This window comes from Pseudomonas sp. P1_A1 (assembly GCF_056406935.1).
The window spans coordinates 305508-323963 of the sequence record NZ_JBFTZE010000003.1 but is presented as its reverse complement, the minus strand read 5'-3'; the positions used below and the strand labels follow the sequence as shown (position 1 = coordinate 323963).

19 protein-coding genes are annotated in these 18456 nt (G+C 58.5%); 5 read left to right on the top strand and 14 right to left on the bottom strand.

Going from position 1 to position 18456, the window contains the following annotated elements; translation table 11 throughout:
* Window positions 1–4 precede the first annotated feature (4 nt).
* The 3 genes from nhaB to AC1D2Q_RS06635 form a co-directional block, all read right to left on the bottom strand.
* A complete protein-coding gene (gene nhaB, locus AC1D2Q_RS06645; RefSeq protein ID WP_477812671.1) occupies window positions 5–1507 on the bottom strand; it encodes a sodium/proton antiporter NhaB in 1503 nt (500 codons plus the stop codon).
* Window positions 1508–1574: 67 nt separating this feature from the next.
* On the bottom strand, window positions 1575–2864 hold the full coding sequence (locus AC1D2Q_RS06640; RefSeq protein ID WP_477812670.1) for a hypothetical protein: 1290 nt from the start codon (window positions 2862–2864) through the stop codon (window positions 1575–1577).
* Between the two features lie 283 nt (window positions 2865–3147).
* On the bottom strand, window positions 3148–3414 hold the full coding sequence (locus tag AC1D2Q_RS06635; RefSeq protein ID WP_477812669.1) for a hypothetical protein: 267 nt from the start codon (window positions 3412–3414) through the stop codon (window positions 3148–3150).
* A gap of 343 nt (window positions 3415–3757) precedes the next feature.
* Between AC1D2Q_RS06635 and AC1D2Q_RS06630 the strand changes: the two genes are divergently transcribed.
* Window positions 3758–5083, top strand: coding sequence for a sigma-54 dependent transcriptional regulator (locus tag AC1D2Q_RS06630; protein ID WP_477812668.1), 1326 nt, complete (start codon window positions 3758–3760; stop codon window positions 5081–5083).
* Window positions 5084–5150: 67 nt separating this feature from the next.
* On the opposite strand, the gene AC1D2Q_RS06625 is transcribed toward AC1D2Q_RS06630, so the two are convergent.
* From AC1D2Q_RS06625 to AC1D2Q_RS06585, 9 genes are all read right to left on the bottom strand, one after another.
* Complete coding sequence (locus AC1D2Q_RS06625) at window positions 5151–6431, bottom strand: coiled-coil domain-containing protein (RefSeq protein ID WP_477812667.1); 1281 nt, start codon at window positions 6429–6431, stop codon at window positions 5151–5153.
* A 46-nt stretch (window positions 6432–6477) separates the two neighbouring features.
* Window positions 6478–7305 carry a hypothetical protein gene (locus AC1D2Q_RS06620; protein ID WP_477812666.1) on the bottom strand — a complete coding sequence of 276 codons (828 nt, stop codon included), beginning with the start codon at window positions 7303–7305 and terminating at the stop codon, window positions 6478–6480.
* 32 nt (window positions 7306–7337) lie between these two features.
* Window positions 7338–8021 (bottom strand): C39 family peptidase, encoded by a 684-nt coding sequence (locus AC1D2Q_RS06615; protein WP_477812665.1) that lies wholly within the window; start codon window positions 8019–8021, stop codon window positions 7338–7340.
* Window positions 8022–8083: 62 nt separating this feature from the next.
* Entirely contained in the window at window positions 8084–9391 is a 1308-nt protein-coding gene (locus AC1D2Q_RS06610; RefSeq protein ID WP_477812664.1) for a heme utilization protein, read from the bottom strand.
* Between the two features lie 52 nt (window positions 9392–9443).
* Entirely contained in the window at window positions 9444–10016 is a 573-nt protein-coding gene (locus tag AC1D2Q_RS06605) for an adhesin (protein ID WP_477812663.1), read from the bottom strand.
* Between the two features lies 1 nt (window position 10017).
* Entirely contained in the window at window positions 10018–10455 is a 438-nt protein-coding gene (locus AC1D2Q_RS06600) for a hypothetical protein (protein ID WP_477812662.1), read from the bottom strand.
* Window positions 10456–10772: 317 nt separating this feature from the next.
* Complete coding sequence (locus tag AC1D2Q_RS06595; protein WP_477812718.1) at window positions 10773–11354, bottom strand: AAA family ATPase; 582 nt, start codon at window positions 11352–11354, stop codon at window positions 10773–10775.
* Window positions 11351–11914, bottom strand: a complete 564-nt coding sequence (pnuC, locus tag AC1D2Q_RS06590; protein WP_428632937.1) for a nicotinamide riboside transporter PnuC — start codon at window positions 11912–11914, stop codon at window positions 11351–11353. Before pnuC ends, AC1D2Q_RS06595 begins: the two co-directional genes overlap by 4 nt.
* A gap of 121 nt (window positions 11915–12035) precedes the next feature.
* Window positions 12036–13670, bottom strand: a complete 1635-nt coding sequence (locus tag AC1D2Q_RS06585) for a methyl-accepting chemotaxis protein (protein ID WP_477812661.1) — start codon at window positions 13668–13670, stop codon at window positions 12036–12038.
* 295 nt (window positions 13671–13965) lie between these two features.
* On the opposite strand from AC1D2Q_RS06585, the gene AC1D2Q_RS06580 reads away from it, so the two are divergent.
* Window positions 13966–14796 carry an undecaprenyl-diphosphate phosphatase gene (locus AC1D2Q_RS06580; RefSeq protein WP_477812660.1) on the top strand — a complete coding sequence of 277 codons (831 nt, stop codon included), beginning with the start codon at window positions 13966–13968 and terminating at the stop codon, window positions 14794–14796.
* On the top strand, window positions 14793–15221 hold the full coding sequence (locus AC1D2Q_RS06575) for a DUF1294 domain-containing protein (RefSeq protein ID WP_477812659.1): 429 nt from the start codon (window positions 14793–14795) through the stop codon (window positions 15219–15221). Before AC1D2Q_RS06580 ends, AC1D2Q_RS06575 begins: the two co-directional genes overlap by 4 nt.
* Before the next feature lie 9 nt (window positions 15222–15230).
* Here the strand turns inward: AC1D2Q_RS06575 and AC1D2Q_RS06570 are convergent, their stop codons facing one another.
* Window positions 15231–15590, bottom strand: coding sequence for an MmcQ/YjbR family DNA-binding protein (locus AC1D2Q_RS06570; protein WP_477812658.1), 360 nt, complete (start codon window positions 15588–15590; stop codon window positions 15231–15233).
* Entirely contained in the window at window positions 15587–16495 is a 909-nt protein-coding gene (locus AC1D2Q_RS06565; protein WP_477812657.1) for a LysR substrate-binding domain-containing protein, read from the bottom strand. Before AC1D2Q_RS06565 ends, AC1D2Q_RS06570 begins: the two co-directional genes overlap by 4 nt.
* 130 nt (window positions 16496–16625) lie before the next feature.
* Between AC1D2Q_RS06565 and AC1D2Q_RS06560 the strand changes: the two genes are divergently transcribed.
* Window positions 16626–17237, top strand: coding sequence for an FMN-dependent NADH-azoreductase (locus tag AC1D2Q_RS06560; RefSeq protein WP_477812656.1), 612 nt, complete (start codon window positions 16626–16628; stop codon window positions 17235–17237).
* A gap of 169 nt (window positions 17238–17406) precedes the next feature.
* Entirely contained in the window at window positions 17407–18444 is a 1038-nt protein-coding gene (locus AC1D2Q_RS06555) for an alpha/beta hydrolase family protein (RefSeq protein WP_477812655.1), read from the top strand.
* The last annotated feature ends 12 nt before the right edge of the window (window positions 18445–18456 follow it).

The window sequence follows — 18456 nt, the reverse complement described above, 5'->3', positions numbered from 1 at the left end:
TGGGTTACAGCCAGTAACTTACCGCATACCAGCCAAGAACCCCCATCACCACGGTGTATGGCAGCGCCATCCACACCATCCGCCCGTACGACAGACGAATCAGCGGGGCAATCGCCGAGGTCAGCAGGAACAGGAACGCCGCCTGACCATTAGGCGTCGCCACGCTCGGCAGGTTGGTTCCGGTATTGATCGCAATCGCCAGGGTTTCAAAGTGCTCGCGGCTCATGTGGCCGGAGATGAATGCCTGTTTCACTTCGGTGATGTAAATGGTCGCCACAAACACGTTGTCGCTGATGGCCGACAGCAAGCCGTTGGCAATAAACAGCATGCCCGGCTGTTGATCCGCCGGCAGCGCTAACACCCACTGGATCAGCGGCGCGAACAGTTGCTGATCGTGAATCACCGCCACCACGGCGAAAAATACCACCAGCAGCGAGGTGAACGGCATGGCGTCCTTGAAGGCGGTGCCGAGGCGGTGTTCGTCAGTGATACCGGTAAACGCGGTGATCAGCACGATCACCATCAAGCCGATCAGGCCGACTTCGGCGATGTGAAATGCCAGCCCGGCAATCAGAATCAGCGCCGCCGCCCCTTGAACCAGCAACGCGGCGCGCTGACGGGAAGTGCGCTCGGCGTTGTCTTCGGCGGCGTAGTTGGCCAGCACCGCACGCACGTTGTCCGGCAGCAGCGTGCCATAACCGAACCAGCGCAGTTTCTCCAGCAGTACGCACGTCACCAGGCCTGCTGCCAGCACCGGCAACGACACCGGGGCGATCTTCAGAAAGAACTCGGCGAAGTGCCAGCCCATCTCATGGCCGATCAGCAGGTTTTGCGGCTCGCCAACCAGTGTGCAAACACCACCCAGCGCTGTGCCGACCGCGCCGTGCATCAGCAGGCTGCGCAGGAAGGCGCGGAATTGTTCGAGGTCGGCATGGTGCAACGTCGGCAACTGCCGGTCATCGCCGAACTCACTGTCCTGACGCGGATCGTTGCCCGAGGCGACGCGGTGATACACCGAATAAAACCCCACGGCCGCGCTGATGATGACCGCGGTCACGGTCAATGCATCGAGAAACGCCGAGAGAAACGCTGACAGGAAACAGAACATAAACGCCAGCAGCGCCTTGGAGCGAACTCCCAGCAGCAGGCGCGAGAACAGAAACAGCAGCAGGTCTTTCATGAAGTAGATGCCCGCCACCATGAACATCAGCAACAGGATCACCGGGAAGTTGTGCACCAGTTCGTCATAGAGCGCCTGGGGCGTGGTCATTTTCAGCAGCAGTGCTTCGATCAGCAGCAACCCGCCGGGCATCAGCGGGTAACACTTGAGCGCCATGGCCAGGGTGAAAATGAACTCCAGCACCAACAACCAGCCGGCCGCCACCGGACCGATCGTCCACAACACCAGGGCGTTGAGAATCAGGAATCCGATAATGCTGGCTTTGTACCAGCGGGGTGAATGCCCAAGAAAATTGTGTGCGAAGGCCTGGGCCATTGAGCCGGACATCGGCTACTCCTTGTATTAAGAAGCGCGCAACTTGCCGTAAGCGGAAGGGAAGATCAAGTGCAGGAGACTAGGGTTGATAACGGGCGACGACGGCGCGGTAGTTGCCATCCAGTGAATAACCGCCGACGACGATGCAACCATCGGCCTGCACAGCCAATGAAGTGGCGGTGTCGGGGCCTCGACTCAGGCGTGTGCGGACCCAGCCCATGCCATTGGCGAAGCTGCGATCCAGCGCCCCATTGGGTAAGTACCGGGCGAGAATGAAATCGCCTTCGAGCCCGCCTCCCGTCGCTCCGACCGTCAGCACACAGTCGTCCGGTTGTATCTGGGCGGCGGTCCACTGGCAGCCACTGTGGCTGATTTCCAACAGTTGTGGCTGGCCGCTATTGCAATGCATATCAGGTCGGCCATTGCTGTGAACGTTCAGGGCGAGGCAGTGCATCGGGTCGCGGCTGCTGCCAAAACAATGCAAATCACCATTTTCGTGCTGGACGATCTGGCAGACCCGGGCACTGTGACCCCAGGCCTTGAAGGTCATGAACCCATCCACGGCGAAGCCGTCATCCAGCTGGCCATCGGTGTGATAACGCGCCAGCAAACCTTCCTCGGGGAAGTTGATCGATCCGCCCACCAGGATTCGGCCGTCATATTGCACCATCAGGCTGTTCAGCCAGGTGTTCATCAATAAGTGCCGGACCATGACAAAACCACGACCGTTGAAGGTGCTGTCCAGCGAGCCGTCGGCATTGAGCCGAATCAGCATGCCGACGTGATCGGCCAATTCAAAGTGATGATTGGCCAGCAGCAGGATTCGACCGTCGTCCTGCACGCGGATATCACAGGCCTCGGTACCCGGCACGCCGGGTGGTAACCAGGCGTCGCGAGCGCCTTGGGAAAGATTCCCCGGCAGGCGCACCACGCAGCGGCCATGCTCACCAAAACCCTGTATCGGGCAGCCTCGTTGATCAAGCATCGCCAGGGCGGGCAGCGTACGATGAGCATTTTCGTAGTGCAGGCCGGCCACCAGAATGTTCCCGTCGGCCAGCACCCGCACCGTGCCCGCCATGGCCTCGTAGCCGTGGGCGAATTGCCCGATGATGCTGCCTTGTTTGCCGAAGGCCAGATCCGCCGAACCGTCCTCACGCAGGCGGGCCAGGCCAAAGCGGCTGCCACCTGGCGTGCCGACCTTGGCTGCCACCAGTATTCGGCCGGTGTGGTCAATCGCCACACCATTGACCCTGCTGGAGGTACTGCCGGCGAAATACACTTGAGTCTTGCCGCTGCCGGCGAAATGGCTATCGAGTTGCCCGGCGTCTTTCACCGTTGTCGGTATGGCAAAAGCAGTCTGGAGTGACATGCACGCATCTCCTTGCCAGTCATCCTTGTCCGGGTGCCCGGAGGTTGACTGTCTGAGCAGAACATTCAATCCCTGAATTCGATGATGTGCAACTGCCATTACGCTCGGGAGGAGCGGCGTTTTGTGCCAGAACAGTGTCTTTTCGAACCACTGACAAGCCTGCCAAGTAATCTGGCGGCTAGAAGTTGGAAAACGTGAGTGGCGTTATGCAGTTGACCGTAAAAAACCGTCAACTAAAGAGAAGAAGGGGCGCGGATTACCGGGCGGTAATCCGCGAAAAAGATTAATGCGGCATGGACCACGATTGCAGTGTGTAACCTTCCTTGCTCAGCTCGGCGCGGGCTTGTTCCAGCAAGTGTGCAAGTTGCTCCGGATCGGAATAGGCACTGCTGGGGATTTGTTTGCGGCTGATACGAGTGTTAGTGCGATCAATGATGGTCAGGCTGAGCTCGCCATTACCGTCTTGTGGGGCCCAGGCTACGCATTGAAAGGGTTGGAATGCGCGGTCGGCAATCAAAAGAGCTTCGTTGATACGGAGCGGGGCGTTCATGGGGTCTTCTCTCTGTGTGCCCAATCAAGTGATGTGCCGTCGGTTGGGCTTACCGTTCGGCTGGTTACTTGTACTGATGTCCGCAACCGGGGGTTGGGTCACACACAATCAAAAGAAATTTCAACTTTCTTTGATTCGCCGGCGATTCAGGCAGTTGCTGAAAGCTGAATGAAAGGTTCAATTCGTTAGGCAACTCATTAAGTGATTTTTTATAACTAATAAGCCGACGTCCCTATAAGCAATCGATACAAGCCCGCGTCAATTTTTTGCTAGTGTTACACCGAAGCCCGCCAAATGACTGTTTTTAATAATATTTCCTAAAATTTGGCGCCAAGGAACAGTCATGATCGAAGCGCCTGCTTTACGACGTCTTTTAGTAGTGGATCCTTGCGACGACTGCCACCGTTTGCTGCCGGGTTTACGCGCTGTGGGTTGGGATGTCGACAGCAGTACCCTGGAAAACGCCGCGGAACGAACCTGCGACGTCGGCCTGTTGCGCTTGCAGCCATTTCATCTGGAACGTCCGGAAGCCGTCAAGGAACTGATCACCCGTAGCGGTACCGAGTGGATCGCCGTGCTCGATCAGGATGTCCTGCGAATGCAGAATGTCGGGGATTTCGTCTGCGAATGGTTTTTTGACTTCCATACCTTGCCGTTCGATGTTTCAAGGGTTCAGGTCACTCTGGGCCGAGCGTTCGGCATGGCGCGCCTGCGCGGGCAGGGCACGGTTCATATCGATCAGCCTGAACACGAACTGCTCGGCGACAGCAAACCGATTCGCGAGCTGCGCAAATTACTGAGCAAGCTGGCGCCCACCGAATCGCCGGTGCTGATCCGCGGCGAAAGCGGCACCGGTAAAGAATTGGTGGCCCGTACCCTGCATCAACAATCCCAGCGCCACCGCAAGCCATTCGTGGCGATCAACTGTGGCGCGATTCCCGAACACTTGATCCAGTCCGAATTGTTCGGTCACGAGAAGGGGGCCTTTACCGGCGCCCATCAGCGCAAGGTCGGGCGGATAGAAGCGGCCAACGGTGGCACCCTGTTTCTCGATGAAATAGGCGATCTGCCCCTGGAGTTGCAAGCCAATCTGCTGCGCTTCCTGCAGGAAAAACACATCGAGCGGGTTGGCGGCCATCAGCCTGTTCCGGTGGATGTGCGGGTATTGGCGGCGACGCACGTCGACCTTGAAGAGGCCATCGAGAACAAACGCTTTCGCGAAGATTTGTACTACCGTTTGAACGTGCTGCAAGTGGTCACCGTGCCGCTGCGTGAACGCCATGGCGATCTATTGATGCTGGCCAACCACTTTTCCCATTTCTACAGCAGTGAAACCGGTCGTCGTCCGCGCAGCTTCAGCGAAGATGCATTGGTTGCCATGGGCAAGCACGACTGGCCGGGCAATGTCCGCGAGCTGGCCAATCGGGTCCGTCGTGGGCTGGTATTGGCCGAAGGACGGCAGATCGAGGCGCGAGACCTTGGGCTGCTCAGTCAACACGCCTTCGCCACGCCGATGGGCACCCTTGAAGACTACAAGACCCGCGCCGAACGCCAGGCGTTGTGCGATGTGCTGAACCGGCACAGCGACAACCTGAGTGTTGCCGCCCGGGTCCTGGGTGTGTCGCGGCCGACTTTTTACCGATTGCTGCACAAGCACCAGATCCGCTAGGGCGGGTAAACGAAAAGGCCCGCTGCGACATCCATCGCAGCGGGCCTTTTCCATTGGGGTGAGGCGGTCAGAAGTAGTACGGGAATTTCAGGCTGAAGGAAAAGTCCGGCGAGTCGTCGGTCAGGCCGATGGCCAGGTTGGGAACGATCGTCAGGTTATCGGTTGCTGCCAGGGTCATGCCGATGTTGAAGTTGGCCGAGTTGTAATCGCTGTTGGAAATCGATTGCCAATCGCCACCGTCCGGCTTGATCTTGCTCTTGCGGGCGAACTGATCGGTGAACGAGAACGACATGCTCATCTTCTCGTTCAAGGCGAATGCAATGCCGGCGCCAACCTGCCAGGAATCGCCCAGTTTCACGTCTCCAGACACCTTGGAGTTGATCTGAGGGCTGATGTCGCTGAAAGAGTCTTCCATGTTGTAGGTGTAGGCCAGGCTGCCGAACAGCACGGCCGGGTCGAAGCTCTTGACCAGCGAAATACCCGGAGTGATCGACCAGACACCATTGCCGGTGGGCAAGTCCTGGGGTACCGATAGGTTGTCGTTGTTCGGGTCATTGACCAGCTTGATGCCGTAAGGGTCCTTACCGGTCGGCGCCTTGACGCGCAGTGTAAATACCGCGTCGGGCAGGTTGGGCGACTCATCCAGAAACTTGTAAGCGACGCCAAAGTTCACATCACCGATGGTCGGGTCGCGGGTAACGGTTGCGTCCGACGTCGCCGGCCCTGCGCCACCGGCGCCACCGGAGGAATACGTTGATTCGCGATACACCACGGGGACGTTAATGTCGAACTGCCAACGTTGTGCCACGTTGTAGCGGGCAGTCAGGTCCAGGGTCCAGTTATCCGCCTTGATACGGTCGAGGTTGATGTTACCGAGGAAAATCGAGTCCAGTGCCAGGAAGCCATTGAGCACCAATGCACGGGTATCGTAGTGCGTGTAGGTCAGGCCGGTTTCGACGCTGAACTTGCCGCCACCGAAGAAGCCGCTGGCTTCGTCATACAGGTTGGAAACGCTTTGCGCAGGCTCCGAATCCTCCTTGAGCGACTGGCCGTATGAACTGCCTGTGGCTCCCGGCGCACCGGCAGCCACCGTCTGACCACTCCTGGGCGTTTGCGCGGGAGATTTGGTCAGGCGTTTGGGAGCAGGTGTCGCAGGAGCTGCTTCAACTTGGCGAACGCGTTGCTCGAGTACCATCAGCGCGTTCTGTTGTGCTTCGTAACGCTGTTTCAACGCCATGAGTTCTTGTTTTAGTGCTTCAACCTGGGGGTCCGTTGCTGCGTACAGCAGTGTGACCGGGGCCAGGCTACTCAAACAAACGATAGCTCTGAACGTCAACGATCGGTGCATGGGTTAGCCGTCCCTTTTGACTACATTCGGTGACACTGAGCGTAGATCAGAATCCGAGAGTGCGAAGACCTTTGAGTTGGTCCAGATTGCCGCTCACCGATCTGGCTGTCGGCACGTTGTCACGCAGCACGATATTGAAGGACGTGAGGTTGCGGACCTGGTTGCTACTGCCGAGCAAAGTCGTGTTCTGCATCAGCCCACCCTGGGCCAGGCGTTGTACGGTACTGCCCTGGTTGTTGTTGGCCACGATATTGAGTTGCACACCACTACCGGTCGAGGAAATGCTCAGTGAGCCTGCGCCATTGTTGCCAACCAACGTCGAGCCTGCGGCCAATGCCTGGCCCTGCTGTTGTGCGGCCACTGCCTGGTCCTGCTGTTGCGTTGCTGGCGCTTGGCTAGCCTTTGTGACGTTGATCTCAACGTTGTTGTAGGCAGTATTATTGTCGCCGGCAGCACGCACGACTTGAGTGACGCCTTCGGTGCTGTTGAGGCCGCTGCCGCCAGTGACGGTACCGGTATTGGTACTGGTATTGGTGCCATTGCCATTGCCATTGCCATTGCCATTGCCATTGCCGTTGCCTTGCGTGCGCGCTGAGCCATGACCTTTTTCGTCGATCATAGACACATAAAGTTGTGGCTTGATGGTTGATTGTTGAATTTTCATCGAGGAAGTTGCCCCGATCACGTCACCTTTGGCATTTTGCCAAGTGCTGGTCATGACAACGCCGAAACTGATGATCCGTCCCGGCATGACATAGCGGCCTCGCAGGGTCGCCAGTTCCTGATCCTTCAGTTCAATGGGTTTGAACGTCTGTGCCTGGGTCGGCAGGCTGGCGGCCAGACAAACCACGGCCAGCCAGATTGGAGTCTTCATTGGATGCTCCCGGAGCGTCGTGCTCCTTGTCATTAGAAGAAGTCACTTTGGATGAATCCGAAATCCATCAGCTCTGCGTCTCGCACCGGGGCGAAAGTGTTGATGCGGTTCTTGGCGGTCAGTGGCACGGGTGGGTCGAGCAACGCATTGGTTTTGTCGTAACCCTGACCGATCACGGCAAAGATGATGCCGTTCCAGCCTTTTACAAAGTCGTCGACTTTGTAGCGTTTATGGCCGAGTACCGGATCTCCTATATAGACCCAGCCCTGATGGACTCTTTGCATGACCACAAAATGTTTGTAGCCACGGATATCCAGGAGCACCACCACCGGAATTCTGATTTCGCTCAGCGTTTGCGGCGCTACCCGGTAGCCACGGGCCCGCATGCCGATACTTTCCACGTAACGCTTCATGTCGAGCATGGAGAAGCCCTGAACGCGGACAAGATCCTGGTCGGAGTGTGCCAGCATGCCTTCGATGATCTGTTCTTCATTCACGTCCAGCCAATAGGCCTGGCGCAATATGGTCGCCAGCGCAGCCGCGCCGCAACTGAAGTCGGTTTTCTGTTGCACCAGGTCGGCAAATTTACGCTCGCGCATGCTCTGGATCGGCTTATACACCACCGCGCCGCCCGGCAGGACGGAAAGCGGCATTTGTGCAGCCTCGCTCACACTGGTCACACAGAGTAAAAATGCCAGGGCGATGATAATGCGCATGGTGGGACGCCTTCTGGTTGTGTTGAAAACGGCCCCCGTAAGGGGGCCTCCAGAAACAGCCGTTAGAACGAGTTGTTGGAAATGGCCAGCGAGTTACTTTGTTGGTTACCCACACCGGCAGCCACGTTGACGCCCAGGTTGCCACTGCCACCATTCACCGAACCGTTCAGGGTCGCAGTGTTGGTCACAGGGTTTGCCCAGCCAGTTGGAGTCAGCACTTGATAGGAGTAGGTGTTGCTCAAATCAAAAGAACTGCTCTCACTGAACGTTTTCGATTTATCGAACGAAGATTCGGACGCTTTACTGCCCGATTTTTCGAACGAGGAGTCGGACGAGTTCTCCCACGATTTATCGAACGATTTTTGGAACGAGGAATTGCTCGATTTATTGCGCGATGCGTCGAGGGATGCATCGATCGATGCGGTAAGCGATGCGTCTAAAGTATCGGTGCGGGTGCGTTCGCGACGGCCATCATCCCGAGTCACGGTCCTGGTGGCATTCGCAGCAGCGTCCACGGCAGCGTTCAAAGACGCACTGAGAGTAGAGCTGCTATCCGAGCTTCTGGAGCCGCTCACATCAACGCTCTTGGAACCACTGGCCTCAGAGCTCCTGGAACCACTCACGTCAAAGCTCGAAGAAGCGCTTTTATTGACGCTCAAATCGGAAGATTTATCGCGAGAGAAACTACCGCTGGCCGTTGTGGTAACGGTTATCGTATCCAGGCGGGTCGTCCGATCGGCGTAGTTATTCACGACCAGGCCAGGCCCTTGTTGATCGGCAGAGGCGGTGGCTGTCGCGTTACCGAGCGGAGCATTGGTGTTGGCAATCGCCATGGTATTTTTCTGCTGGTTAAGGTCGCCACCAGCAATGTTGATCCCCATATTACCGCTGCCGCCATTACCCGATCCGCCCATCACGGCAGAGGCTGTGCTGCCGAAGTTGGTGACCCTGTTATTGTTGCTGTATTGCGTGACGTCGGCGGTGGCTTCGGCTGTGCCAAACACGAAGCTGTTATCTTGACTTGAGTTTGAGGCAGCGTTTGCGATAGCGGACGCGTTGTCTTGTTGGTTGCCGTTACCGGCCGCCACGTTGACGCCGACGTTGCCGCTGGCGCCCGTGGCAGAGCTGTTCATCTCGGCTTCGTTGACAGTCCCTTCATTGTGGATGCGGTTGCCGGTACTGCTCTGGCTATCCCACGCATTGGCAGTCGCATAGACAGGGATCTTTGTTGGAGGAGGAGGTTGATGGTTGTTGTGATGGCCATGGTGGTGGTCATTGTCACGCCAATCGTTCTGCCCAGCTTGTACAGCAACAGCCATGACCGCAGCAATTGCGAAAACCAGAGGCTTGAGTGCCATCGAAGGTTTCATGGTGATTCTCCGTACTTATTTTAGGTTAAGTGTTGTTTCCTACCTGTTTGGGTCAGTCCGTGACCCGTACGCTCAGGGTGTTGGCCGTTCGGTTTCCCACCCCGGCGCTCTGATTCAACTGGATCACCCCACGGCTACCGGTGAAGGCCTGATCGCTGGTAGCGACCTGGCGATAGCCTGGTGCAGAGTCAGTTGGATCGGAGTTGGTGATCAGCGTCACGTTCTGTTGCATGAGGACGCTGTCGTCGATACTTTGCGGCTGTGTGCCGATGCTTATCCGCAGGGCATTGGCTTGCTGGTTGCTGGCGCCCGCGCTCTGGTTGACGCCCAGTACGCCGTTGCCGTGGCTGAAGGAGTCGCCTTGAATGCTGGATCGAGCATCGACCCTCGAGTCGACCTGCGTACGCAGCCGTTGGCGAATCTGTGTGGTAGCACTGGCGTTGTTGCCAATGGCGATGGCCCGGGCGTTGGCCTGTTGCTGTTGATCGCCCGCCGCCTGATTGACCGAGAGGTTGCCCTGGTGCTGCATGCCCGACGCGTCGATTTCGGCGTTATCGATGACGGGAGACTGGGCAAAGGTCGATGCACTGCAAAACAGGGTGAGCAGCAGCAGCGTACGATTCATCTTAACGGTCTCCCGTTACGACTTTCAGAGCACCCAGGCCTTGCTGGATGTTTGAATTGACCATGTTGGCAATACCGGTTCCCGAGTTTCCTGAACGTCCGGCGGGGAGGTTGGAAAGCTGGGTCTGGTTGCTGATATTGCCGCCCAGGTTATTGGTGTTTTGATTGACCAGGCGGGAGATGCTGGCACCACTGGCGACGCTGGCAAAGTCGCCGTCGCTCAGCTCGTTCGTTTGCCTGAGGACTTGTTTGGACGGGTTGGCATTGGCGGTCGTGGGGCTAGGATCGGGAATCACCGGCGCACGCGTTGCCATGCGCGGTTGGACATCACGTTTGATAATGATGATGCCGTTGTCAGCCTGGACAGGCAGGCAGACGCTTGAACTCAATGCGCATCCGATCAGCAGGAGGCTGAAGATGCTGTTATCAAATTTTCCCACGGCGGCAATTCCTTCTTTGTGTGGGCTGGTCCTGATCAGCGTTGTGAAGGAGAGAGCGAAAGCCGTGCCGCTTTTGGATAATTGTTTTGATTCAGAGGGTTATCGATCAAGGAAAGAAGATCGACGGTTTAGATGTTTCAAGTCTGAGACAAAGCCAGGGGCTGCAACGGGAAAAAAGCCGGTATAAAGCTCAGGATCCATGGTTTGCGCTGTGATGTATCAGTGCATTAACACATGGCATGACAGGATGATGAACGGCGCTGAAACGGGCGTTTCGGGAGCAGAGGTATGTTTCAGAAGCGGACGCATTTGCAAAATTACCGCAACAAATGCTGGGGTGCCGGGGTGTTGGCGACTGCTACGGCTGGATACAGCTCAGCGCCAAGCAGCAGAGTGACGGCCTGCAACGCTTGGGCACGGCGTTCTGCCCAGTCGCCCTGGATCACTTGAACAGGTTGGCGATGCTGCTCCAGCCACGCCTGAGTCGCGTTGAAAAAAGCCCGGCGTTGATCCAGCTGCGGCTGACAGCGCTGGCCGTCGTCGGTCCAGTCGACAAGTTCAGGCGACAACAGCAAGTGCAAGTCGTAATGCCGGGCGATCAGCGCTTGTTCGAGCCAGGCCGGGCAATCGCCAAACAGGGTCTGGCTCCAAAGCATGTTGCTCAGCAAGTGCGTGTCGAGAATCAGCAATGGTGGCGCCAGGGCGCGGGCATCATCTTCCCATTGCAACTGGCCGCGGGCGATCTTGGGGATATCCGCGAGGCAGGTGTCCCGTGCCTCCTGTTCAATGAACCAGCGCACGTATTCGCCCACCAGAACGCCGCCAAATTGCTGTTGCAGCTCGGTGGCGAGCCAGCTCTTGCCGCTGGATTCTGGCCCTGTGAGCACCAGCACTTTCATGTGCGCAACGCCGGGTCGGCGCGCCACGTCCGCCAGCCTTGCACCGCCAGCAGGGCGAAAACCCCATAGAGGGCGGCGGTCAGATACAGCTCTTTGTAGATGAACAGGCCGACGAAGATGACGTCCAGTGCGATCCACAGCGGCCAGCATTGCAGGCGTTTTTGCGCCATCCATAACTGTGCTACCAGGCTGAAACCGGTCAAGGCGGCGTCGAGCCAGGGTTGGGCGGCGTCGGTCCAGTGAGCCATCGCAGCCCCCAGCAGCAGGCTGCCGACCGCGCCCACGGCCAGCCCGAGCGCGACGGATTTGCCATCGAGCAGGCTGACGTGCCGCCCGTCATGCGTCACGCCCGGGCGAGTCCACTGCCTCCAGCCGTAAAGCTGCAACGCGGCGTAGATCACTTGCAGCAGCATGTCTGAATACAGCTTCACCTCGAAAAAGATCCAGCTGTACAGCAGCACCATGACCAGACCGACCGGCCAGCACCAGGGGTTCTGTTTGACCGTCAGCCAGACGGCAATCACACCGAGGGCGGCGGCAAACAGTTCAAGCCCGGACATGGGGGATCCTTGGGGAAGACGAAAGGGGGGAGGATTGTAGCGGCAGGCGTGGCCAAGTAGAACCGGCTTGCGCGGTCCGGTGTAGCAGCAGCCTCGCAGGTTCGGCAGCCGCTACAAGTGATCAGACGCGAAACTGCTTGAGCAACCCGTTCAACTGTTCACTCAATTCCTTGAGGTGAACACTGGCCACGCTCGACTGCTCGGCCGCCAATGCCGTGCTGTGGGACAACCCGGCGGCCTGGGTGACGTTCTGATTGATGTCTTCCACCACATGCGCCTGCTGCAAGGTTGCACTGGCAATCGAGGCATTCAAGCCGTTGAGGTTGCGCAAGGCCTGGCCGATGGCATTCAGGCTGGCACCGGCCAGGCCGGCCTGCTCGATGGTGATTTGCGAGGCACGGCTGCTGTCGCCAATGACCTTGACCGCCGCTTCGGAATGGCTTTGCAGGCGTTCGATCATCGACTGGATTTCTGCCGTCGACTTCTGGGTGCGCTGGGCCAGCAGGCGCACTTCATCGGCGACCACCGCAAACCCTCGACCTTGCTCACCGGCCCGGGCGGCTTCGATGGCGGCGTTGAGGGCCAGCAGGTTGGTTTGCTCGGCGATGGAGCGAATCACTTCCAGGACACTGCCGATTTGCGTGCTTTCGTCGGCCAGCGTACGAATCACTTCGACCGCTTGATCGATGGTCGAAGACAGTTTATCGATCTGCTGCAGGCTGCCATCGATATTGATCTGCCCCTGCTGCGCCTGAGATTCGGCATCGCGCATTTCACTGGCCGCATGTTCGGCATTTTTCGCTACGTCCTGTACGCCGTAGGTCACTTCGTTGATCGCGGTCGCCACCAGTTCCATTTGCTGGGATTGCTGCTGGCTGCGTTGCTGGGCTTGCGTGGCGTCGTTGCCCAGTTCGCTGGAAGACTGGCCCAGCGCGCCGGCGGATACTTGCAACTGACTGATCACCAGGCGCAGCTTGGCGGTAAAGGCATTGAAGTGCCGGGCCAGTTGCGTGACTTCGTCCTGGCCATGGGTATCGAGGCTGCGGGTCAGGTCGCTTTCACCGCTGGCGATGTTGGCCATGGCGTTCACGGTTTCCTGCAACGGGCGCACGATGCTGCGGGCAATCATGATCACCAGCAGCGCCATGATCAGGGCAATCACCAGGCCGACGAAAGACGCCTTCCACACCTGCGCATTAAACTCGGCCTGCATGTCGTCGATGTACACGCCCGAACCGATTACCCAACCCCAGGGCTCGAACAGTTTGACGTAGGAGGTTTTTTCCACCGGCGCACTGGCACCCGGCTTCGGCCAGCGATAGTTGACCATGCCGGCGCCCTTGGCCTTGGCGATGGCAGCCATTTCGTTGAACAGTGCAAAACCGTCCGGGTCGCGGATCGTCGAGAGGTTCTGGCCTTCAAGTTTTGGGTTGGTCGGGTGCATGACCATGACCGGCGTCAGGTCGTTGATCCAGAAATAGTCATTCTGGTCGTAGCGCAAACCACGCACGGCGGTCAGTGCCTGCTGCTGCGCGACGGCGCGGGTGAGGGTGCCGGCGGTTTCCAGATCGTGGTAGTAGGTCAGGATGCCACTGGCGGTCTGCACCACATGCTGGGTCTTCTGGGCCTTGGCCTGATAGAGGTCGTCGTGGATCTGCTTGAGCATCAACGCACCCAACGTCAACAGCATCACCACGGCCACGATCAAGATAAGCCACAAGCGTCGACTGATCGACACACTGCGCAAGCTGTTCATAACGCTGTTACTCCGTTTTCTTGTTCTTGTCATAAACGATCGCCAGCATCCAACCACACGTTGCCGATCGAGGCCTATCCGACTCAGGTCCTATTACGCGGCAGCGTAAATGAGGCTTGTCTGATAGGATTTCGGCCCCGCGCGGGAAAACCTGAGTCCAAGTCGATTTTTCACGGAATTTTTACGGTTTTGTGTAGATCTTGTGCGCGCGGGGTTTCAACGCACGCTGATCGCGAATAACGCTCTACAAATTATTAACGGGGCATGCCTGGGGGCATGGCTTCTTGGGGGAATGATGGATCTTTGGACAGCCTTTCAGGCATTGATTTTAGGCGTTATAGAAGGGCTGACCGAGTTCTTGCCCATTTCCAGTACCGGGCACCAGATCATTGTGGCGGACCTGCTCAATTTCGGCGGCGAGCGGGCAATGGCTTTCAATATCATCATTCAGCTCGGCGCGATTCTGGCGGTGGTCTGGGAGTTTCGCCGCAAGATCCTCGACGTGGTCATCGGTTTGCCGACGCAACCCAGCGCTCGACGCTTTACCGCGAACCTGTTGATCGCCTTCCTGCCGGCCGTGGTATTGGGGGTGATTTTCGCTGACCTGATCCACAAGTACCTGTTCAACCCGATCACCGTGGCCAGCGCATTGGTCGTGGGCGGGGTCATCATGTTGTGGGCTGAACGCCGGCAGCATGTCGTGCATGCCGAAAGCGTCGATGACATCACCTGGAAAGAAGCCCTGAAAGTCGGTTTCGCCCAGTGCCTGGCGATGATCCCGGGGACCTCGCGTTCCGGTTCGACGATCATCGGCGGTTTGCTGTTCGGCTTGTCGCGCAAGACGGCCACCGAATTCTCGTTCTTCCTTGCCATGCCAACCATGGTCGGCGCAGCGGTGTACTCGGGCTATAAATACCGCCACCTGTTTGTGCCGGCTGATTTCCCGGTGTTCGCCATCGGCTTCGTCACCGCGTTTATCTTCGCAATGATCGCCGTCCGGGGCCTGCTCAAGTTCATCGCCAGCCACAGCTACGCGGCGTTCGCCTGGTATCGCATTGCGTTCGGCCTGGTGATCCTGGCGACCTGGCAGTTCGGTTGGGTCGACTGGACCGCGGCCAAGCCATGAGCGACGCCACCGCACGCAACAACCCCGGGCGCAAGTCCGGGGGAGCGATTCAAAACCTGCGGTTGAAATTGCTGGTGTTCGTTGCGCTGTGCGCAGTGCCGTTGTTTGGCTCGGTGTCGCTGTGGCTGCGCGGGGTGTCGGTGATTCCCCTGGCCGCCTATGGCGTCGTCAGTGTGCTGGCGTTTTTCCTGTACTGGGGGGACAAGTACAAGGCCCGCGCCGACAGTTGGCGCACGCCGGAGAACGTCTTGCACGCGGTGGAACTGGCGGGTGGTTGGCCGGGTGCCTTGCTGGCCCAGCAAGTGTTTCGGCACAAGACCCGCAAGGTTTCGTTTCAACTGGTGTTCTGGCTCATCGTGCTGATGCATCAGGTGTTCTGGATCGACCAGTTGTTTCTTGGGGCTAATCTGTTTGCGCTGTTCTAAGCGCAGGCTTTAAAGCAGCAAGCCGACCTGCGTGCGCTTGGGCAACTTGCTCACCACCAATTGGTGGGAACGTTGCAGCAAGCCTTGCAGCTCTTCGATGCCCAGCGGGTAGGGCGTTTCCATGATGATCCACTGCGCCCGGGCCAGATACGGCGCCGGGTGAATGCCCGGTCGGTCGCAATGGCCCAGGAACAGGTCCTTGTCGACCTTGAAGGCCAGGGACTGGCCCCGCAGGTTCTGCAAGGCGAACATCTTGTTCCCGGCAATCGAAAACACCCGCACGCCACCCCACTTGTAATCCTCCCGCGCGCCGGGCAGCGCCAGGCAGAATTGCGCGACATCCTCTTCGCTCATTGGTCTTGCCTTCATAACAGTCGATCCCCACAGGCATTGAATGATTCGATCAAATGGTCGATCCAGGCGCGCACCGCCGGCATCACCCCGCGTCGATGAGGGTAGACCGCTTGCAGCCAGCCGCCCGGCAATGACCAGTCGGGCAGTAATTGCACCAGCGAGCCGTTTTCCAGTTCCTGCTCGCAGTACAGCATCGGCAGCACGGTGAAACCCAGCCCGGCCAGCGTACAAGCCTTGCGCACGATAAAGTCATCGATCCCCAATCGGGCTTCGAACGTCATGTCACAGGCCTTGCCGTGCTGGTCAAGCATGCGCAGATGCACCAGCCGATCAGCTTCCAGGGCGCCCAGAATCGGTACGTTTTTCAAGTCGTCGGGGGTCTTGATCTGCCGTTCACGAAGAAACCCCGGACTGGCGACCATAACGGTCTGCGCCTGCCGTAAACGGCGGGTGACCAGCAACGGATCTTCATCCCCCAGATCCCGCACTCTCAAGGCAACGTCGACGCCCTCGGTCACCAGATCAACCCGACGGTTGAGCAGCATGACCTCCAACTGAACCTGAGGGAATTTCTCCAGAAAGTCACTGATCACCCCCGGCAGCATTTGATGGGCCAACCCGACGGGGCAGGAAACCCGCAGCCGCCCCCGGGGTTCGCTGGACATGCTGGCCACCGCTTCGTCGGCCATCTCGGCTTCCAGCAGCATCGCCTGACAGTGCCGCAGGTAGCGCTCGCCCACCGCGGTCAGGTTGAGTTGGCGGGTGGTGCGTTGCAGCAGGCGTGCGCCCAGGCGTTCTTCCAGTTCGGCGATGCGTCGCGACAACCGGGACTTGGGAATCCCCAGCAAACGCCCGGCCGCCGCGAAGCCGCCGGCGTCGACCACTTTGGCGAAATAGTAGAGGTCGTTGAGATCTTGCATGATTTAAATCCGACTGTTCTATCAGTGGGACGAACTATCGCATTATTGCCGGCTAATCAGCTATTGGTTTCGTCGGTAGGATTGTTTCCATCAGATCGCCGGGTGGCGATCCTCACCTTGGAGATCCCACATGAAATTACTGCATATCGATTCGAGCATTCTGGGTGACAACTCGGCTTCCCGTCAGTTGAGCGGCGAAGTCGTCAAAGCCTGGCAAGCCGCCGAGCCTGGCGTCGTGGTGACTTACCGCGACCTGGCCGCCGACGCCATCAGCCATTTCTCCGCCGCCACCTTGGTCGCCGCTGGCACCGCCGCTGAACTGCGCAACGCCGCGCAACAGCATGAAGCCGATTTGAGTGCGCAGGCCCTGGCCGAATTCCTCGCCGCCGATGCCGTCGTGATTGCAGCGCCGATGTACAACTTCACGATCCCGACCCAACTCAAGGCCTGGATCGACCGCATCGCCGTGGCCGGCCAGACTTTCCGCTACACCGAAGCCGGCCCTGAAGGCCTGTGCGGCGGCAAGAAAGTGGTGATCGTTTCGACGGCTGGCGGTTTGCACGCTGGCCAACCGACTGGCACTGCTCACGAAGAGTACTTGAAGGTGATGTTCGGCTTCCTCGGTATCACCGACATCGAGTTCGTCCGCGCCCACGGCCTGGCCTACGGTGATGAAGTGCGCAGCAAAGCCATGAGCGACGCTCAGGCGCAAATCAGCGAACAATTGTTCGCCGCCGCGTAAGGCTTGCGTAAAGTCGTAAACAGCTCGGGCAATACCCCTGAAACTCTGTATTCTGGTCATCGTGATGGCCAGGTACAGAGTTTTTTGTTTCTGGCGGCGATCAGTTTCTGGCCCAGGTTATGCAGTCGAGGGTTAACATCTGCGGTCAGGTAATAAGGTGGGGCATCCCATGGTGCGTCTTTGTGCAACATTACTGATTTGCCTGTTCGGCAGCCTGAATTCGGTGCACGCCGCGCCTGTGCTGTTTCCTCACTGGAGCGTCGGTTTCCATGAGATGACATTCCTCGACCCGCTGGACTTGCAGCCGATGCGCGCCATCGCCTTTTATCCGTCCAGTGAGAGGGAACATTCCAGCAAACTCGAGGGTTACACGGTCGAAGCCGGTGAAGACACCAAAGTCGCCATCGGACGCTTCCCGATGCTGATGCTGTCTCATGGCAATACCGGAACTCCGCTGGCCCTGCACGATCTGGCCACCTCGCTGGCACGCAAAGGGTTTGTGGTGGTGGCGGTGATCCATCCCGGCGACAACTCCAAAGACCACAGCCGCCTCGGCACCTTGAGCAATCTTTACGGGCGGCCGATCCAGATTTCCGAAGCCATTACCGCGACCTTGGGCGACCGTATGCTTGCGCCCTTCGTCAATGCCGATCAGGTTGGGGTGATCGGCTATTCGGCGGGCGGTGAGACCGCGTTGATCTTGTCCGGCGCTACTCCGGACCTGGACCGTCTGCGCCGTTATTGCCAGGAGCGCCCGGACGACCACGACGCCTRCAACACCCAAGGCGAACTGATCGTCGACCGCGATGACTTGCAGCCAGTGCCAGACCCGCGAGTGCATGCCTTGTTGTTGATGGCACCGCTGAGTCTGAAGTTCGGCCGCCAGACCCTGGCCGACGTGCATGTGCCGGTGCTTCTATACAGCGGCGATGGCGACAAACTGGTGGCGTTCGACAAAAACGCCGCAGCGCTGGCGCGCAAACTGCCGACTGCACCGGATTTCAGATTACTGGCCGGGGCAGGGCACTTCGTGTTCCTGGCACCGTGCAACGAAGAACAGATCGCCGCCATGCCGGCGCTGTGCACCGACGCCGACGGCGTCGACCGCAAGGACATTCACCGTAACCTGATCTCCGAAGCCGGACGTTTCTTCTCCCATGCCCTGGGCAAACCGAGTCGGGCCGGCATGCAAACCGCGGATCAATAAATCAATTCTGGC

What these genes read in the sequence shown, in the direction of transcription:
- AC1D2Q_RS06565 (WP_477812657.1), bottom strand. Translation starts at nt 16,495, where the DNA reads ATGCAAGATCTCAACGACCTCTACTATTTCGCCAAAGTGGTCGACGCC.
- nhaB (WP_477812671.1), bottom strand. Translation starts at nt 1,507, where the DNA reads ATGTCCGGCTCAATGGCCCAGGCCTTCGCACACAATTTTCTTGGGCAT.
- AC1D2Q_RS06605 (WP_477812663.1), bottom strand. Translation starts at nt 10,016, where the DNA reads ATGAATCGTACGCTGCTGCTGCTCACCCTGTTTTGCAGTGCATCGACC.
- AC1D2Q_RS06610 (WP_477812664.1), bottom strand. Translation starts at nt 9,391, where the DNA reads ATGAAACCTTCGATGGCACTCAAGCCTCTGGTTTTCGCAATTGCTGCG.
- AC1D2Q_RS06620 (WP_477812666.1), bottom strand. Translation starts at nt 7,305, where the DNA reads ATGAAGACTCCAATCTGGCTGGCCGTGGTTTGTCTGGCCGCCAGCCTG.
- AC1D2Q_RS06560 (WP_477812656.1), top strand. Translation starts at nt 16,626, where the DNA reads ATGAAATTACTGCATATCGATTCGAGCATTCTGGGTGACAACTCGGCT.
- AC1D2Q_RS06630 (WP_477812668.1), top strand. Translation starts at nt 3,758, where the DNA reads ATGATCGAAGCGCCTGCTTTACGACGTCTTTTAGTAGTGGATCCTTGC.
- AC1D2Q_RS06580 (WP_477812660.1), top strand. Translation starts at nt 13,966, where the DNA reads ATGGATCTTTGGACAGCCTTTCAGGCATTGATTTTAGGCGTTATAGAA.
- AC1D2Q_RS06625 (WP_477812667.1), bottom strand. Translation starts at nt 6,431, where the DNA reads ATGCACCGATCGTTGACGTTCAGAGCTATCGTTTGTTTGAGTAGCCTG.
- AC1D2Q_RS06570 (WP_477812658.1), bottom strand. Translation starts at nt 15,590, where the DNA reads ATGAAGGCAAGACCAATGAGCGAAGAGGATGTCGCGCAATTCTGCCTG.
- pnuC (WP_428632937.1), bottom strand. Translation starts at nt 11,914, where the DNA reads ATGTCCGGGCTTGAACTGTTTGCCGCCGCCCTCGGTGTGATTGCCGTC.
- AC1D2Q_RS06595 (WP_477812718.1), bottom strand. Translation starts at nt 11,354, where the DNA reads ATGAAAGTGCTGGTGCTCACAGGGCCAGAATCCAGCGGCAAGAGCTGG.
- AC1D2Q_RS06640 (WP_477812670.1), bottom strand. Translation starts at nt 2,864, where the DNA reads ATGTCACTCCAGACTGCTTTTGCCATACCGACAACGGTGAAAGACGCC.
- AC1D2Q_RS06635 (WP_477812669.1), bottom strand. Translation starts at nt 3,414, where the DNA reads ATGAACGCCCCGCTCCGTATCAACGAAGCTCTTTTGATTGCCGACCGC.
- AC1D2Q_RS06585 (WP_477812661.1), bottom strand. Translation starts at nt 13,670, where the DNA reads ATGAACAGCTTGCGCAGTGTGTCGATCAGTCGACGCTTGTGGCTTATC.
- AC1D2Q_RS06575 (WP_477812659.1), top strand. Translation starts at nt 14,793, where the DNA reads ATGAGCGACGCCACCGCACGCAACAACCCCGGGCGCAAGTCCGGGGGA.
- AC1D2Q_RS06615 (WP_477812665.1), bottom strand. Translation starts at nt 8,021, where the DNA reads ATGCGCATTATCATCGCCCTGGCATTTTTACTCTGTGTGACCAGTGTG.